Here is a 16,365-nt window from a genome sequence, read left to right as displayed (position 1 = left end):
CGCACGGCGCGTCCGCCGCGGGTGCAGGCCCCGAACGCGCGACGGCGCCCCCTCCCGTCGGGAGGGGGCGCCGCCAGCGGTCACCCGAGGGTCAGCGCAGGCCCTCCGCGAACTCGCCCTCGAACGCGTCCTGGACGACGGTGGCGCCGCCCGGGACGTCGGCCGGCCGCAGGATGAAGCTCTGCAGGCTGGGCGAGCGGCCGGTCTCGAAGCCCTGGATCGGGACGACGAGGCCGCCGGTGTCCACGTCCTGCAGCTCGTTGAAGGCGTTGACCACGCCCGCGCGGGTGAGGTCGCCGTTCTCGCAGGCCGCGTCGAGGACCTGCTTCATGATCGCGCTCATGCCGTAGCCGACGAGCACGCCGAGGCTCGGCTGCACGTTCGGGTAGGCCTGCTGGTACTGCTCGAGCAGCTCGGGCTGGGCGTCGAACGCCGACACCGGGCTGGCGACGTACAGGTTGTCCTTGAGCGCCTGCGCGGCCGGCCCCTGCAGCAGGCCCGGCGCGAACACCGGGTTGCTGCCGATGATCGGCACGTTGAGCCCCTGGGCCGCCGCCACGCCGGCCGCGGACGCGGTCTGCGTCGGCGCGACGGTCAGGGCGATGGCGTCGACCCCGGCCGCGGCGAACTGGGTGATCTGCGCGGTCATGTCCTGGTCGGTCGACTTGATCTGCGCGGGGATGATCGTCAGCCCGCGCTCCTCGGCCACCGCCTCACTACCCGCGAGGCCGTTCTCGCCGTACTCGCCCTCGAAGTAGATGTGCCCGACGGTCGCGCCGTCCTGCAGCAGGCCCTGCTCGAAGAGGTAGGAGTAGCCGTTGGCCAGCTCGACGTCGTAGGTGGCGCCGACGACGCCGGTGCCGGGGATCTCGGTCAGCGTGCGCGCCCAGGCCGACGGGAAGTTGACGATCTGGTCGGACTCGTACTCCGGCGCGAGCGCGGTGTTGATCGGCGAGCCGATCGTCTGCTGCATCGCCAGGATGTTGGGCTCCATGCCGCTGTAGAGCTGCACACCGTTCTGCGGGACGTAGTTGGTGTCCTGGACGTCGAGCTCGACGGTGTAGGTGTCGCAGACCTGGTTGTCCTGCCAGAACAGCGTGTTGGCGTTGGTGATGTCCTGGCCGAGCGCGGCGAACACGCCGGTCAGGTCGGTGAGGACGCCGAGGGTGATCGTCGTCCCCTCGATGCCGACGTCGGTCGCGACCTCGCCGGCCGAGCCGCCCTCTCCCCCTCCGCCGCCGCCGCTGGACTCCGGTGCCCTCGTGCTGCAGCCGGCCGTCGCCACGACGACGGCCGCGGCGACCGCGGTGGTCGTGCGCAGTGCCTTGCCTGTTCTCATCTGGTGTCGCTCCCTTGTGCTGGTCGGTCGGAGGGGGTCGGTGCGGAGCCGGGTTGCTCCGGGGGTGGTGCGGCGACTCCGCCGCGGGCGGGCGCACGGCCCCGGCGGAAGCGTTGGGTGAGGCGCTGCGCGATGCCGGCCAGCCCGGCGGGCTCGAACAGGACGATGAGGATGATCGCGGCGCCGTAGAGGAACCGGGCGGCGAAGCCTGCGGAGATGCCGCCCTGGCCGGGGGCGCTCACCAGCGGCAGCACGTCGGCGTACTGCTGGAACAGCAGCGGGAGCGCGGTGACGAACAGCGCGCCCAGCGCCGCACCGCCCACCGACCCGAGACCGCCCAGCACGATCATCGCCAGGTACTGGATGGAGACGACCAGCGTGAAGGACTCCGGCGCGATGCTCCCGATGGACAGCGCGTAGAGGACCCCGGACAGGCCGGCGTACATGGAGCTGACCAGGAACACCCGGGCCTTGTAGGCCTGCACGTTGACGCCCATGACCGACGCGGCGACCTCGCTGTCCCGCAGCGTCTGCAGCGCCCGGCCGGGCCGGCTGCGCAGCAGGTTGCGGGCGAACACGTAGGCGGCCAGCGCCAGGACCAGGCCCAGGTACCAGAGCCGCTCGGCCTCCCGGAACGGCACGCCCAGCACCCACAGCTGCGGGTCGCTGTTGCCGAACGTGAAGCCGAACAGCGAGAACTCCGGCGCCGCGCGGCCGTTGAACCCACCGGTCACCGGCGTCCAGGTGTTGATCACGTGGACGCCGATGAAGACCAGGCCCAGCGAGGCGACACCGAGGTAGATGCCCCGCAGCCGCGCCGCGATCGGGCTGAAGACCAGCCCGGCCAGCCCGGCGAGCAGCACGCCGACGACCATGCCGACGATCGGCGGCAGGCCCAGCCCGTCCAACGAGGCCCGGGTGCCGAGCCCGCCGGACTCGCCGGAGATGTAGGTGTAGCTGACCGCCCCGACGGCGAGGAAGAACGCGTGCGCCAGGGACAGCTGGCCGGTGGTGCCCACGAGCAGGTTCAGGCCGATGGCGCCGATGGCAGCGCCGAACACCGCGAAGCCGGTGCGCAGCCAGAACTCGTCGAAGTACAGCGGGAAGACCAGCAGGAAGACCAGCAGCGCGGCGAGCAGCACCCACTTGACCACGGTGCCGGGGCTGCGCCCGGCCCGGCCCGACCGGGCAGGCGTGGCGGATCCCGCGCGGGAGGCCCCCGCCGGGCGCGAGACGGTCTGCTCAGACACGGGTCAGCTCCTTGGTGCCGAAGAGCCCCGACGGCCGGACGAGCAGGACGGCGATCATCACCACGTAGGGGACGACCTCGCCGAAGCCACGGCCGAGGAAGAGCAGCTGCTCCTGGTAGCCGGCGGCCAGGGACTCGGCGAGCCCGATGAGCAGGCCGCCCACCAGCGCGCCACCGGTGGAGTCCAGGCCGCCCAGGATGGCCGCCGGGAAGGCGCGCAGCGCCGTGGCGTAGACGGCCGAGCTCACCCCGGGTGTCGGGCTGCCGACCAGGAACAGCGCGGCCACCCCTGCGAGGACGCCGGCGACGACCCAGGCCAGCGCGGAGACCCGGCCCTGCCGGATGCCCATCAGCGCCGCGGTCTCGCCGTCCTCCGCGGAGGCGCGCATGGCCACGCCCCAGCTGGAGTACTTGAACGCGACGAAGAAGACGGCGATGAGCACGCCGGCGACGATCATGGCGATCAGCCGGTTCTGGGTGATCCCGATGCCGCCGATGCGGACCGACTCCCCGCCCCACGGGTGCGGCACGTTCAGGATGTCCGGGCCGATCCGCCGGATCAGCTCGGTCAGCAGGATGATGTCGACGCCGATGGTGACGATCGCCAGGCTGATCACGGGAGCGCCGCGGAGGCGGTTGATGATGAACCGCTCGATGACCAGCGCGGCCAGCGCGGTGATCGCCAGTCCGGCGAGCACGGCGAGCAGGAAGCCCAGCGGCTCGGACAGCCGCGCGATGGCGTAGGCGCCCAGCAGCAGCAGCGAGCCGTGGGTGAAGCTCACCACTTCGCTGGCCTTGAAGATGATCACGAAGCCGAGCGCGATCAGCGCGTAGATGGCGCCGAGCGACAACCCGTTGAGCAGGAGCGAGAGGAACTGGGTCACGAGGTCGTCCCTGGCGTGTCGGTGGTGTGGTGTGCGACGGCCTCGGCCGGCGTCTCGTCATCGCCCGAGCCGAGGTAGGCGCGGATGACCTCGGGGTCGGCCTGCACCTCGGCGGGGGTGCCGTCGGCGATCCGGCGGCCGAAGTCCAGGACGGTGACCCGGTCGGCCAGCGACATGACCATCCCCATGTCGTGCTCGACCAGGACGATCGAGATGCCGAGCGCCGAGCGGATCTCGCGGATGGCCTCGGCCATCCGGCCGGTCTCCTCGGCGTTCATCCCGGCCACCGGCTCGTCGAGCAGCAGCAGCCGCGGCTCGGTGCACAGCGCCCGGGCCACCTCGACCCGCTTCTGGTCGCCGTAGGACAGCACGCCGACCGGGGTGTGCAGCTTGTCGCCGAGGTCGAGGAACTCGGCGATCTCCCGGATCCGCTCGCCGTGCACCCTGCCCTCGCGGGTGGCGCGGGGCAGCCGCAGCCCGGAGGCGAGGAACCCGGCCTTGGTCAGGTGGTGCCGGCCGAGCATGAGGTTCTCGGCCACCGACTGGGTGCCGGAGAGCGCGATGTTCTGGAACGCCCGCGCCACGCCGAAGCCGGCGATCTGGAACGGCCGCATCTGGTCCAGTCGCGCGTCGCCGAAGCGGACCTCGCCCTCGGCGGCCCGGTAGACCCCCGACAGGACGTTGAACATCGTCGACTTGCCGGCGCCGTTGGGGCCGATGACGGCGTGGATGGCCCCGGGTGCGACGGTGAAGGAGACGTCGTTGAGCGCCCGGATGGCCCCGAAGCGGACGCTGACGTGCTCGACCTCCACGGGCGGGACGTCCGCCCGGATCTGCACGTCGCCGGCCGCGGTCACGCCGTCCACCGCGACAGCGTGCGGCGCGGGCCGCGGGCGACCGGCCCGGCGGCGGTCGGGTCGCCGTGGCCCAGGTACAGCCGCTGCACCTCGTCGGTGCGGGCGAGTTCCGCGGCCGGCCCGAACAGGGAGACCTTGCCGACGTCGAGGACGTAGGCCAGGTCGGCGACCCCCAGCGCCATCGTGGCGTTCTGCTCGACGAGCAGCACGGAGGTGCCCTGCCGGTTGATCTCGGCCACCACCTCGCCGATCTGGCCGATGACGCGGGGCGCCAGCCCCAGCGAGGGCTCGTCGAGCAGCAGCAGCTTGGGGCTGGCCATGAGGGCCCGGCCGATCGCGAGCATCTGCTGCTCACCCCCGGAGAGCAGCCCGGCCCGCTGGCCGCTGCGCTCGGCCAGCACGGGGAACAGGTCGTGCACCCGGGCGTGCGCGCGGGTCTTGGCGGCGCGGTCCCGGTTGCCCATGCCGCCGGCCCGCAGGTTCTCCTCGACGGTGAGCCGGCCGAAGATCCGCCGTCCCTCCGGCACCTGGACGACGCCCCGGCGGACGATCTGCCCCGGGTCGCGAGCGGTGAGGACGTCGCCGTCGAAGCGCACCGCCCCCTCGTCGACGCGTCCCCGGTGCAGCCTCAGGGTGCCGGAGATGGTCCGCAGCAGCGTGCTCTTACCGGCACCGTTGCTGCCGAGGACGGCGACGACCTTGCCGTCGGGCACCTCCATGGTCACGCCGCGCACCGCCTCGACGGCGCCGCCGTACGTCACCCGCAGCGAGTCGATGCTCAGCATGCGGGCCGCACCGCGGCCGTCCCCGGCGAGCCGGCCGGCATCCGTGGGTCACCGTGCCGCGGAACGACATCGGCCTGTGAGTCAGGGCACATGGCCGGAGACTGTAAAGCCACGTCGCGCCGATCCGTCCAGTCAGCACGCGTTTCGTGACCAGCAGGTGACCTGATCCAGCGACAGGCGCGTCACCTGGGCTTATGGGTTGCACAGCCCAACCAGTGGCAGCACGACGGACTCACCGTCGGCGGGTCCGTCGGGGGAACGAGCCAGGAGGTCGGGACGGCCCACCCTCCAGGGACCCCGCCGTGGCCCGTCCCGGGCACCGCCCTGAGCTCTGACAACCCCCGTGCGGGGTTCCGCCGCCGGCCGCCTCCCGAGGCTCCGGCCCCGTCTTGGGTCCCGCCCGAGCTCGCGAGGGATGAGGAGGACGGGGTCCTTCTCTGGCGGGGGGCGAGGCGGCCCGTCAAGGGGAGGACGGGTCCTGCCACGGTACGGGCACGGGCCTTCTCAGGCAGCGCCGGTGCCGGGTCCGACGTGCTCGACGGCGAGCAGGTCGTAGAGGCCGGTGATCTGCAGCGGCCGGATCACCGCCCGGGACGAGGCGACCACGCGCAGCCGGACGCCGACCTCGGCGGCCCGGCGGTGGGCGAAGGCCAGCACGCACAGCCCGGCGGAGTCCAGGAAGGTCACGCGGTCGAGGTCGACGGTGAGCGCCGGGACGCGGTCGGCGAAGGCCGACTCCACGACCTCGCGCAGCCGGGGAGCGGTGGAGGAGTCGACCTCGCCGCTGACGGTGAGCAGGACGCCGGTGGCGGAGCCGGTCACGTCGATCGAGACGAGGTCGGAGGTGGAGACAGCGGTCACGGTGCGCCTCTCTCGAGGAAGCGAACCCGTACGGACGACCACGGGACCAGCCGTGGCACGACGCGGAGTCCGGCAACTGGTGCCGCGGCTGACTGTTGAACCGCTACCCCTTGACCGTAGGGACCTCCGTCCCGATGTTCAAGGGGCGACCGCGGACGTGATCACGGCCGTGGTGCACCGGAACGGGGTGCGGCGACCGGCCGCCTCTCGCGCGGGGATACTGGACCGCGTGTCGAGGCGGCTGGCGGTGTGGGGCGGGGTCTGGCTGGCCGGCTCGGTCGCGGCGTTCCTGGTGCTCGACCCCATCCTCGCCGCGTTCGTCGCCATCTTCGGCCTCTGTCTCTGGGGCGTCGCGGTGCTGGCCAGCAACTGGGAGCAGCACTCCTCCTTCGAGCAGCGCGAGCTCGACCGGGCCCGCCGACGCGCCGAGCGCCGGGAGCGGACCAAGGACGTCCGCGCCCGCGACCGCGCCCGCTGGGAGGCCCACCAGCAGCGCAAGGCCGGCCGCTCGTCCGGTCGGTAATCCGCTCGACGCCCTCCGGCGCGGTCCGTAGCGTCACCGCCGTGCGCTCCTGATCCGTCCACTGCGTGACGTGCCCGCGGGTCGAGTCCTGCTCCCCGCCGTCCGCGCCCCGCTCCGGCCGGGCGCACCTGTCTCCTCGCTGACCGGCTGCCGGCCGCGCAGCCCTGCCCTCCTCCGGAGGTCGCCTTGTCCCGCCCGCACCGCACCCTCGACGGCGCACCCGCCACCGCCCGCGCCGCCCTCCCCGAGACGGAGGCGGCCGCCTTCGACCGCCTGGCGCACGCCGTCCTCGCCCGGCCCGGCGCCGCCCTCGGCGCCACGCTGCGCGCCGTCCTGCCCGGCCCGGCCGGCGCCCGGTGGCTGCGCTCGGCAGGCCTGCCACCCACCACCCGCGCCGCCGACCTGACCGCCGAGCAGTGGCGGTCGCTGTACCGCTGCTGCGCCGAGGCCGGGCGCGCCCCGGTGCCCGGCGCACCGGCCGGGCGGAGCGGACGGCCCACCTCCGCCCACGGTCATGCCTCGGGCGCGCACGCCATTCCGCGCTGGGGTCAGTGAAAGAGGACCCCCTTGCCCCCCGCCACTCGCGAGCTCGCGGCGGGACCCTGCAAGGGGGCCGACGGGGGGCGCCGTCGGCTCCGGCTCACGGGCCGACGGCGTCCTCGGCGGCGAGCACGTCGGCGTGCTCCGGATCGGCGAAGGCCTCGGCCAGCGCCTGGCGCAGCGGCCACGCCCCCGTCCGCCAGGCCAGCGCCCGCCCGAGCGCGTCCGGTGTCCCGTCGACGTGGTCGACCCCGTTCCCCGGCCACCACGGCACCACCCGGCCACCGGCCCGCAGCGGCTCATGGACGGCGACCTCGCCGGGCAGCTCCGCCAGCCCCAGCCGGGCGGCGGCCAGGTCGGCCCCCGGGACGTCGGCCCAGCGCACCGTGCGCGCCGGGTGGCTCTCCACCCGGGCGCGCACCACCTCACCGGCCAGCGGCAGGTCCAGCAGGTCGGCGACCGGTCCTGGCGCCCCGCCCGCGGGCACGAGTGCGGAGTCGACCAGGGGCAGGAACCACGGAGCGTCGAGGACGACGGCCTCCGCGGCGGGCACCACGCGGTCCGGGGCCACGCGCACCCGGTCCGGCGGGTCCACGTCGACACCGTCGAGTGCCGCGGCGAGCCGGGCGTGCACGGTGCGCAGCACCGCGGCCGAGACGGTGCGGCGGTCGTCGCCGAGCCGGTCGAGCAGGTCGAGCGCGCCGTCGACGTCGGCCAGGACGCCGTCCACCGAGGCCGGGGGCTGCAGCAGGTCGAGCAGGGCCGGAGCGGTGTCGGCCGGTTCGTACAGTCCCTGCAACTCGGCTGCCTCCGGGTGCCGCAGCCGGTCCGGGCGCCGTCCGCCGAGCACCGGGTGGGTCCCCAGCCACCAGCGCAGGTAGCCCGGCACCGGCACGCCGCCGAGGACGACGTCGGCCCACGCCTCCGGCGGCAGCGCGGCCAGCAGCGGCAGCGCGCCGGCCCAGTCGGCGACCAGCTCGAGGTCCCGGACGGCGGTCAGCGGCGGCCAGGACGGAGCCGGCGCGTCGGCGGGCAGCCGGTCGAGGACGGCGTCGGCCCAGTCCAGCGCCGCGTCGACGTCGAGCTCGTCGGGGTCCTCGGCGTGCACCAGCGCGAAGCCGTCGAGCACGCCCACCGCCCGCAGCACGTCCGGGTCGGCGTCCAGCTCGGGCGCCAGGGTGCCCAGCGCGCCGTCGAGCAGCACGCCGGCGAAGCGGGACCCGGGCAGCACCAGCTCCCCGGCCGGCGCCCAGCCCCCGCCGGCGTCGGGCAGCGCCAGCTCGGCGAGCCAGGGCAGCTCCCCCGGCCCGGTCCCGGCCGCGTCGACCAGGGCCAGGACGGCGTCGGCGAACGCGGCCGGGTCCCGGTCGGGATCCCAGCCGTCGTCGGCCGCGTCGACCGAGGCCTCGACCGCCGCGCGCACCTCCGGGTCGGCGAGCACCGCGGCGGCAGTGGCCGGGCGCGCCCCGAGCCGTTCCAGCAGCCGGCGGGCGGCGGCGGGGGCGACCGCGTCCGGGTCGGCCACCCGCAACCCGAGCGGACCCAGCCGCGCCACCGGCAGTTCCGCGTCGGGCAGCAGCACCCCCGCCGGGCCGTGCGCGGTGCGGCCGTCGGCGAGCGGGACCGGCAGCGCGGCCAGCTCCTCGCGCTCGGCGCCGTCGAGGGCCGCGTACAGCTGCGCCCACCACGACGGCGGCCGGGCGACGCCGCGGACCGCCTCCACGGCCTCGGCGGTGCCGACCCGGCGCACGCCGAGGGCGGCCAGCGCGGGGAGGTCGGTCCGGGCGGACCAGCCCGCCGGCAGCAGGCCGGGGAGCACGCCGGTCAGCGCGGCCACCCGCTCCTCGGTCGGCTCGGCGAGCACCGCGGCCCGGCCGGGCGGTTGCCGGTCGCGCTCGGTCCCGGCCACCGGCAGCCACGCGGCCTCACGCAGCCGCTCCAGCGCAGCGGTGCACAGCTCGGCGTCCAGCTCGGCGCCGGCCAGCCCGGTGCGCGGCACCAGCGCCAGCACCGCGCCGTCCCTCCCCGCCCCCTCGGTCAGCTCCGCGAGGAGGTCGGCGTAGGCACCGGCCGCCTCGGCCACCAGCGCGTCGGTGACCGGCCCGGGCAGCACGTGCCGCCGGTCGGGGCCCAGCGGAAAGGGCGCGACCAGGCGGGCGGGCAGGGTGAGCGGCTCGTCGCTGGGCGTCGGTGCGTGCACCCGCTGCGGCAGCGGCAGGGGCGCCGGCCGCCCGTCGTCGTCCAGCGGCACCGCCCAGGTCAGCGTCCAGGCGCGGCGTCCTCGCTCCTCGACCGGCCGCCCGGCGAGCAGCGCCTCGGGCAGCTCGCCGTCGCGCCGCTCCACCCGCCAGACCGTCGTCCGCTCGCCGTCGGTCAGCTCGGCCTCCGTGCCACGCCGGCGCACCGACAGCGACCGCACCGTTCCGTCGAGGACGACGTCGACCGCGGCGAGCCCGGGCAGCGCCAGCAGCAACTCGGGCGTCAGCTCCTCCAGGGCGGTGCGCACGGCAGCCCGCGACCCGGCGCGCAGCGGCAGCACGACCTCGGTGGCGAAGCCCTCGGGTGGCGTCCCCCCGGCCGGCCAGGGCAGCCGCAGCACCGGCACCGCGCCGTCCCGGCGGGCCACCTCCTCGGTCAGCGCGGGGACGGCGGCGACCTCGGCGCGGGTGCGGCCGGCGCTGAACGCGACCCCGCCGGTGGTCGAGTGCACCGCCGGCTCGTCGGTGACCGCGAGGACGGCCGCGAAACCGACCCCGAACCTGCCGACCGGCTCGATCCGCGGTCCGCCCGCGACCCCGGACCTGCCGACCGACCCCGGCTCGTCGCGCTTGGCCGAGGCGCGCAGGGAGGCCAGGCCCTGCACCCCGGCGGCGTCGAGCGGCGCGCCGGTGTTCGCCGCCCGCAGCACCTCTCCCCCGGTGCCGTCGCCGGTCAGCTCCAGCCGCAGCCGTCCTGCCACCCCCGCCCGGGCGGCGGCGTCGGCGGCGTTCTGCGCCAGCTCCACCACCGACCGGTCGCGGTAGCCGCCGCGGACGAGGTCCTCCTCGGCGTTGGCGTCCTCGCGGAAGCGGGCCGGGGAGTCGGCCCAGGCGGCGAGCACCCGCCGTCGCAGCTCCGCGGTGTCGAAGGGGTCGGCTCCCGCGGTGTCGAAGGGGTCGGCTCCCGCGGTGTCGAAGAGGTCGGCTCCCGAGGCATCGAAGGGGTCGGCCACGCCGTCAGCATGGCAGCGGCGCGGAGGGGTACCCCCGGTGCGTGTCCGAGATCGACGTCTCCCAGTACCGGTTGCAGGCCCTCCCCGCCGACGACTCCGACGAGGACTGGGACGACGACGGCGAGCTCTTCGGCCCGGACGGCAAGCGGATCGAGACCTGGCGGGAGGGCTATCCCTACGACCAGCGGCTGCCGCGGTCGGAGTACGAGCGGGAGAAGCGCCGGCTGCAGATCCAGCTGCTGCGGCTGCAGGGCTGGGTCAAGGACACCGGCCAGCAGCTGGTCGTCCTCTTCGAGGGGCGCGACGCCGCCGGCAAGGGCGGCACCATCAAGCGCTTCACCGAACACCTGAACCCCCGGGGCGCCCGGGTCGTCGCGCTGGACAAGCCCTCGGAGCGCGAGCAGACCCAGTGGTACTTCCAGCGCTACGTGGCCCACCTGCCCGCCGCCGGCGAGATCGTGCTGTTCGACCGGTCCTGGTACAACCGCGCCGGCGTCGAGCGGGTGATGGGCTACTGCACCGACGAGCAGTACGAGCGCTTCGTGCGCCAGGCACCGGACTTCGAGCGGATGCTCGTCGACAGCGGCATCCGGCTGGTCAAGTTCTGGTTCTCGGTGTCCCGGCGCGAGCAGCGGACCCGCTTCATCGTGCGGCGCATCGACCCGGTGCGGCAGTGGAAGCTCTCCCCCACCGACCTCGCCTCGCTGGACCGCTGGGACGACTACACCGCGGCCAAGGAGGCGATGTTCACGGCGACCGACACCGAGCACGCGCCGTGGACGGTCATCAAGAGCAACGACAAGAAGCGGGCCCGGCTCGAGGCGCTGCGCCACGTGCTGTGGTCGCTGCCCTACGAGGGCAAGGACGAGGCGGTCGTCGGCCGGCCGGACCCGAACATCGTCGTGGCCGCGGCCGACGTGCTGGAGTCCGACCGCGAGGCGCTCGAGCGGGCGGAACTGGCTGCGGCCGGCTGAGCGGCTCACCGCCGATGGTTGCTACCCACGGGTAACCTGCGCTCCCATGTCGCTCGCCGAGCAGAGGGACGGCGCCGGGAGCGGCGCCGCCGAGACGTTCGAGTCGACCGCGCCCGCCTCGGGCGCGGTCGTGGGGGTGTTCCCCGTGCAGGACGCCGAGGACGTCCGCGCGGCCGTGGACCGCGCCCGCGTCGCCGCCGCGGCGTGGGCCGACCTCGGCTTCGACGGCCGCCGGGAGCGGCTGGCGGCATACCAGGGCTACCTGGCCCGCCGCGTGCACGAGCTGGCCGATCTGGTGCACCGGGAGAACGGCAAGCCGCACGCCGACGCGATCTTCGAGATCACCCTCACCATCGACCACCTGGCCTGGGCCGGTGCGCACGCCCGCAAGGTGCTGGGTCCGCGGCGGGTGAGCCCGGGGCTGCTGGCGGCCAACCACGCGGCGTGGCTGGAGTACCAGCCGCTCGGCGTCGTCGGCGTGATCGGCCCGTGGAACTACCCGGTGTTCACGCCGATGGGCTCGATCGCCTACGCGCTGGCTGCCGGCAACGCCGTCGTCTTCAAGCCCTCGGAGCACACGCCTGCCGTGGGCGTGTGGCTGGCCGAGGCCTGGCGGGCCGCCGTGCCGGACGCCGGCGCCTTCTCGGTCGTCACCGGCCTCGGCGCGACGGGCGCGGCGCTGTGCCGCGCGGGCGTGGGCAAGCTGGCCTTCACCGGCTCGGCACCCACCGGCCGGAGGGTCATGGCGGCCTGCGCGGAGACCCTCACGCCGGTGCTCATGGAGCTCGGCGGCAAGGACGCGATGATCGTCGACGACGACGCCGACGTGGCCGCCGCGGCCGACGCCGCGGTGTGGGGCGCGATGAGCAACGGAGGGCAGACCTGCATCGGCATCGAGCGGGTCTACGCCACCGAGCGGGTCTACGACGCCTTCGTCGCCGAGGTGACCGAGAAGGTCCGCGGGCTGCGGCCGGGCACCGACGACGCCGCCGCCTACGGTCCGATGACGATGGCCGCCCAGACCGACGTCGTCCGCCGGCACCTGGACGACGCGGTCGCCGCCGGTGGCCGGATCGCGGTCGGCGGGACCGTCGAGGGCCGCGTGGTCGCGCCGACCGTGCTGCTCGACGTCCCCGAGACCTCGGCTGCCGTGTGCGAGGAGACCTTCGGCCCGACGTTGACCATCACGCGGGTGCGCGACGCCGAGGAGGCGCTGCGGCGCACCAACGCGAACGGGCACGGCCTGGCCGGCGCGGTCTTCTCCCGGTCGAAGGCCCGCGCCATGGACCTCGCCCGCCGGATGAAGAGCGGCATGACGTCGGTGAACTCGGTGCTCACCTTCGCCTCGGTGCCGGCCCTGCCCTTCGGCGGCGTGGGCGAGAGCGGCTTCGGCCGGATCCACGGCGCGGACGGGCTGCGCGAGTTCACCCGCGCCAAGGCCATCACCCGCCAGCGCTTCAGGCTGCCGGTCGACCTGATGAGCTTCACCCGGCCGGCCGCGGCCGCCGACGCGCTGGCCCGTGTCATGGGCCTGGTCCACGGGCGGCACCGGTGACCGTCCAGGTCCCGGCAGACGTGGGCACCGAGGAGTTCGACGTCGTCGTCGTCGGCGCGGGCTCGGCCGGCTGCGCGCTGGCCGGGCGGTTGAGCGAGGACCCGTCGCTGCGGGTGCTGGTGCTGGAAGCGGGCGGCTCGGACGACGTCCTGGAGGTGCAGATCCCGGCGGCGCTGCACAAGACGTGGCGCACCCGGCGGGACTGGAACTACACGACCGAGCCGCAGCCGGCCCTGGGCGGGCGGCGGCTGTTCTGGCCGCGGGGCAAGCTGCTGGGCGGGTCGTCGTCGATCAACGCGATGATCTACGTCCGCGGCGCCGCGGCCGACTACGACGAGTGGGCCGAGCTCACCGGCGACCGCTCGTGGTCCTACGAGCACGTGCTGCCGCTGTTCCGCCGGATGGAGGACAACGCCCGCGGCGCGGACCGCTTCCACGGCGTCGGCGGCCCGCTGCGGGTCGAGGACCCGCGCTCCCCCCACCCCTGGTCGCGGGCGGCCGTGGAGGCCGCGGTGGCGGCCGGGTACCCGCGCAACGACGACTTCAACGGCGCCGGCCAGGAGGGCGTGGGCCTCTACCAGCTCACCCAGCGTCGCGGCCGCCGCTGGTCGGCCGCCGACGCCTACCTGCACCCCGCGACGGCCCGGTCCAACCTGACCGTGCGCACCGGCGCGCTGACCACCCGGGTGCTGGTGTCCGGCGGGCGGGCCACCGGCGTCGAGTACCGGTCGGGCGGGCAGACGCGCACCGCGCACGCCGCGGCCGAGGTCGTGCTGGCCGGCGGCGCGGTGAACTCGCCGCAGCTGCTGATGCTCTCCGGCATCGGCCCGGGAGCGCACCTGCGCGAGGTCGGCGTCGACGTCGTCTGCGACCTGCCCGGCGTCGGCGGCGGGCTGCAGGACCACCCGCTGGTGCCGGTCGTCTGGCACACCCGGTCGGGGAAGTCGCTGTTCCGGGCGGAGTCGCCGTCGGGCTACGCGCGCTGGTTCGGTGCCCGCCGCGGCCCGCTGACCTCCAACCTGGCCGAGGCGGGGCTGTTCACCCGCTCCCGGCCGGACCTGCCCCAGCCCGACCTGCAGTACCATTTCCTGCCGGTGAAGTTCTGGCAGCAGGCGCGGGTCGACCCCGACGTCGACGCGTTCACCGCCGCCGCCGTCGTCGTCCGGGTGCACTCCCGCGGCTCGGTGCGGCTGCGCTCGGCCGACCCGACGTGGGCACCGGCGATCGACGCCGGCTACCTCACCGACGAGCGCGACCTCGACGCGCTGGTGTGCGGCGTGGAGAAGGCGCGGGAGATCGCCGGCTGCGGCCCGCTGGCCGACGTCCTGGTCGAGGAGTGGTCCCCCGGCGGCACGGTGCGCACCCGCGACGGCCTGCGGCGGGCGGTGCGGGACAGCCTCGAGTCGCTGTACCACCCGGTCTCCTCGTGCCGGATGGGCACCGACGACCACGCGGTGGTCGACGCGCACCTGCGGGTGCACGGCGTCGACGGGCTGCGGGTGGTCGACGCCTCGGTCATGCCGACGCTCGTGCGCGGCAACACCAACGCGCCGACGATCATGATCGCCGAGCGGGCGGCCGACCTGATCACCGGTCGCACCGTCGACCCGACCCTCACCAGCACCACCTGACCGAGGACCCTGCGCCCGCACCCACGTGCTCGGGGCGGACCGGCTCGGGGCCGCCCAGCCGCACCCGGGAACTCCCCGCCCGGTGTATCCGTCGGCCCGCCTCGGTGCTCCGACTGGCGTGAACACCGGACACCTGCGCGAGCCGCCGTACTGGGCCCTGCTCGAGACCGCCTCCGCCTTCGGCCGCAGGGACGGCCACGCCGCCGCGCGGTTCGAGCCGCACGGCGCGCTCGACCCGCCCTCGACGTACTGCCGGGGCCGCGACCCCGCGGCCTTCGCGCGCCTGCTCTGGGGATCCCGGCCGGGCGACCCGCCGAGCGGCCTGGAGGCCAACGCTCCCCTCTGGTACGCCCGTGGCTTCGCCGAGGGCCTGGCCGCCGAGCGGCGCTGGGCCGAGCGCCGGCAGAGGGTCGGTTCCTTGCAGGGCCCCGCCGCGAGCTCGTGAGTGGGAGCAGGGGGTCCTCCTCTCAGCCGTGGGCCTGGGCGGCCGCGGCCTCCTCGGGGTCCGGCGGCAGCGCCGGCGTCCCCACCTCGGCCGGCCGGCGGGGGATCAGGAACGACATGGCCGCCGCGGCGATGCAGAGCGCCCCGGCCACCAGCCACGCGGGGTCGTAGGAACCGGTCACGTCGCGGATCACGCCGCCCCCGAAGGCCGCGAACGCCGAGCCCACCTGGTGCGAGGCGAAGACCCACCCGAACACCACCGGCGCCCGCGGGCCGAAGAACTCGCGACACAGCGCCAGCGTCGGCGGCACGGTGGCCACCCAGTCCAGGCCGTAGAACACGATGAACGCCACCATGCTGACGTGCAGGTCGGGCCCGAACAGGGTCGGCAGCAGGAACAGCGACAGGCCGCGCAGCCCGTAGTAGGCCAGCAGCAGCAGCCGCGGGTCGACGCGGTCGGTCAGCCAGCCCGAGAGCACCGTGCCGGCGATGTCGAAGACCCCGACGACGGCGAGCAGCCCGGCCGCGGTGGTGATCGGCATGCCGTGGTCGTGCGCGGCCGGGATGAAGTGCGGCTGGACCAGCCCGTTGGTCGACAGCCCGCAGATGAAGAAACCCCCGGCCAGCAGCCAGAACGGCGTCGTGCGCACGGCCGACACCAGCCCGCGCACCGCCGTCCGGGCCGCGCCGGTGCGGACCGGGTCGACGTCGTCGGCCGCCGTTCCGCCGTAGGGGACGGCGCCGACGTCGCGCGGCCGGTCGCGCAGCAGCCACAGCACCAGCGGGACCACGGCCAGCGCGGCCGCGGTCGTGCCCAGCGACGCCGACCGCCAGCCCCAGGTCGCGTCGGCCCAGGCGACCAGCGGGAGGAACACCAGCTGCCCGGTCGCCCCGCCGGCAGTGAGGATCCCGGACACCAGGCCGCGGCGGGCCACGAACCAGCGGCCGGTCACCGTCGCGACCAGCGACAGCGCCATCGACCCGGTGCCGAGGCCCACGAGGAAGCCCCACAGCAGCACCAGCTGCCAGCTCGCGGTCATGAAGACGGTGAGCCCGCTGCCGGTCGCGGTCAGCAGCAGCGCCGCCACGACGACCCGGCGGATGCCGAAGCGCTCCATCAGCGCGGCGGCGAACGGCGCGGTCAGCCCGTAGAGCGCCATGTTGACCGCGACCGCGGCGGAGATCGTCGTGACCGACCAGCCGAACTCCGCGCGCAACGGCTCGATGAGCACCCCGGGCACCGCCCGGAACGCCGCGGCGCCGACCAGGGCCAGGAAGGTCACCCCGGCGACCCACCAGGCGGGGTGGACCCGGTGCGTGCGCGGCGCGGCGGTGCTCGTCACGACGGAGAGCATGGCGGACGCCGCGCGCGGGCGGACAGTGGCCCGGCGGCCAACACGTGCAAGGATCCGGCCATGACATCAGGCCCGAGTCCGGCCGGGACATCAGGCCCGAGTCCGGCCGGGACATCAGGCCCGAGTCCGGCCGGGACATCAGGCCCGAGTCCGGCCG

14 protein-coding genes are annotated in these 16,365 nt (G+C 75.2%); 6 read left to right on the top strand and 8 right to left on the bottom strand.

Annotated features, from left to right (window positions below):
* Positions 1 to 91 precede the first annotated feature (91 nt).
* The 6 genes from BUB17_RS07980 to BUB17_RS07955 all read right to left on the bottom strand — a co-directional run bounded on the left by BUB17_RS07980 (position 92) and on the right by BUB17_RS07955 (position 5,975).
* Complete coding sequence (locus BUB17_RS07980; RefSeq protein ID WP_072916090.1) at positions 92 to 1,339, bottom strand: ABC transporter substrate-binding protein; 1,248 nt, start codon at positions 1,337 to 1,339, stop codon at positions 92 to 94.
* Entirely contained in the window at positions 1,336 to 2,589 is a 1,254-nt protein-coding gene (locus BUB17_RS07975) for a branched-chain amino acid ABC transporter permease (protein ID WP_072916088.1), read from the bottom strand. Before BUB17_RS07975 ends, BUB17_RS07980 begins: the two co-directional genes overlap by 4 nt.
* Complete coding sequence (locus BUB17_RS07970; RefSeq protein ID WP_072916085.1) at positions 2,582 to 3,472, bottom strand: branched-chain amino acid ABC transporter permease; 891 nt, start codon at positions 3,470 to 3,472, stop codon at positions 2,582 to 2,584. Before BUB17_RS07970 ends, BUB17_RS07975 begins: the two co-directional genes overlap by 8 nt.
* The gene (locus tag BUB17_RS07965; protein WP_244277041.1) at positions 3,469 to 4,338 is read right to left on the bottom strand and encodes an ABC transporter ATP-binding protein; all 870 of its coding nucleotides are present in this window, start codon (positions 4,336 to 4,338) and stop codon (positions 3,469 to 3,471) included. Before BUB17_RS07965 ends, BUB17_RS07970 begins: the two co-directional genes overlap by 4 nt.
* Positions 4,326 to 5,114 (bottom strand): ABC transporter ATP-binding protein, encoded by a 789-nt coding sequence (locus BUB17_RS07960; RefSeq protein ID WP_072916083.1) that lies wholly within the window; start codon positions 5,112 to 5,114, stop codon positions 4,326 to 4,328. The genes BUB17_RS07965 and BUB17_RS07960 overlap by 13 nt, the downstream gene beginning before the upstream one ends.
* 504 nt (positions 5,115 to 5,618) lie before the next feature.
* Positions 5,619 to 5,975, bottom strand: a complete 357-nt coding sequence (locus tag BUB17_RS07955; RefSeq protein ID WP_072916080.1) for an STAS domain-containing protein — start codon at positions 5,973 to 5,975, stop codon at positions 5,619 to 5,621.
* 229 nt (positions 5,976 to 6,204) lie between these two features.
* On the opposite strand from BUB17_RS07955, the gene BUB17_RS07950 reads away from it, so the two are divergent.
* Both BUB17_RS07950 and BUB17_RS07945 read left to right on the top strand, forming a co-directional pair.
* Entirely contained in the window at positions 6,205 to 6,498 is a 294-nt protein-coding gene (locus BUB17_RS07950; RefSeq protein ID WP_141242949.1) for a hypothetical protein, read from the top strand.
* A gap of 186 nt (positions 6,499 to 6,684) precedes the next feature.
* Positions 6,685 to 7,053, top strand: coding sequence for a hypothetical protein (locus BUB17_RS07945; protein ID WP_072916076.1), 369 nt, complete (start codon positions 6,685 to 6,687; stop codon positions 7,051 to 7,053).
* Positions 7,054 to 7,138: 85 nt separating this feature from the next.
* Here the strand turns inward: BUB17_RS07945 and BUB17_RS07940 are convergent, their stop codons facing one another.
* Positions 7,139 to 10,249: a sacsin N-terminal ATP-binding-like domain-containing protein gene (locus BUB17_RS07940; protein WP_072916074.1), complete on the bottom strand. Its 3,111-nt coding sequence runs from the start codon at positions 10,247 to 10,249 to the stop codon at positions 7,139 to 7,141.
* A gap of 41 nt (positions 10,250 to 10,290) precedes the next feature.
* Here BUB17_RS07940 and ppk2 point away from each other — a divergent pair, with 41 nt between their 5' ends.
* From ppk2 to BUB17_RS07920, 4 genes are all read left to right on the top strand, one after another.
* The gene (ppk2, locus tag BUB17_RS07935) at positions 10,291 to 11,223 is read left to right on the top strand and encodes a polyphosphate kinase 2 (protein WP_072916072.1); all 933 of its coding nucleotides are present in this window, start codon (positions 10,291 to 10,293) and stop codon (positions 11,221 to 11,223) included.
* A 46-nt stretch (positions 11,224 to 11,269) separates the two neighbouring features.
* Positions 11,270 to 12,778, top strand: coding sequence for an aldehyde dehydrogenase family protein (locus BUB17_RS07930; RefSeq protein ID WP_072916070.1), 1,509 nt, complete (start codon positions 11,270 to 11,272; stop codon positions 12,776 to 12,778).
* Positions 12,775 to 14,409 (top strand): GMC family oxidoreductase, encoded by a 1,635-nt coding sequence (locus BUB17_RS07925; protein WP_072916067.1) that lies wholly within the window; start codon positions 12,775 to 12,777, stop codon positions 14,407 to 14,409. The genes BUB17_RS07930 and BUB17_RS07925 overlap by 4 nt, the downstream gene beginning before the upstream one ends.
* A gap of 118 nt (positions 14,410 to 14,527) precedes the next feature.
* Positions 14,528 to 14,854 carry a hypothetical protein gene (locus BUB17_RS07920; protein ID WP_072916065.1) on the top strand — a complete coding sequence of 109 codons (327 nt, stop codon included), beginning with the start codon at positions 14,528 to 14,530 and terminating at the stop codon, positions 14,852 to 14,854.
* A 22-nt stretch (positions 14,855 to 14,876) separates the two neighbouring features.
* On the opposite strand, the gene BUB17_RS07915 is transcribed toward BUB17_RS07920, so the two are convergent.
* On the bottom strand, positions 14,877 to 16,196 hold the full coding sequence (locus BUB17_RS07915) for an MFS transporter (RefSeq protein WP_280173861.1): 1,320 nt from the start codon (positions 16,194 to 16,196) through the stop codon (positions 14,877 to 14,879).
* Positions 16,197 to 16,365 lie beyond the last annotated feature (169 nt).

It is taken from the genome of Geodermatophilus obscurus (assembly GCF_900143215.1).
Classification (GTDB): Bacteria; Actinomycetota; Actinomycetes; order Mycobacteriales; family Geodermatophilaceae; genus Geodermatophilus; species Geodermatophilus obscurus_A.
Note: the sequence above shows the minus strand (reverse complement) of the source record. Positions and strands in the feature narration are given on the sequence as shown.

Coding starts and splice junctions, on each gene's coding strand:
- BUB17_RS07980 (WP_072916090.1), bottom strand. CDS start 1,339: ATGAGAACAGGCAAGGCACTGCGCACGACCACCGCGGTCGCCGCGGCC.
- BUB17_RS07960 (WP_072916083.1), bottom strand. CDS start 5,114: ATGCTGAGCATCGACTCGCTGCGGGTGACGTACGGCGGCGCCGTCGAG.
- BUB17_RS07930 (WP_072916070.1), top strand. CDS start 11,270: ATGTCGCTCGCCGAGCAGAGGGACGGCGCCGGGAGCGGCGCCGCCGAG.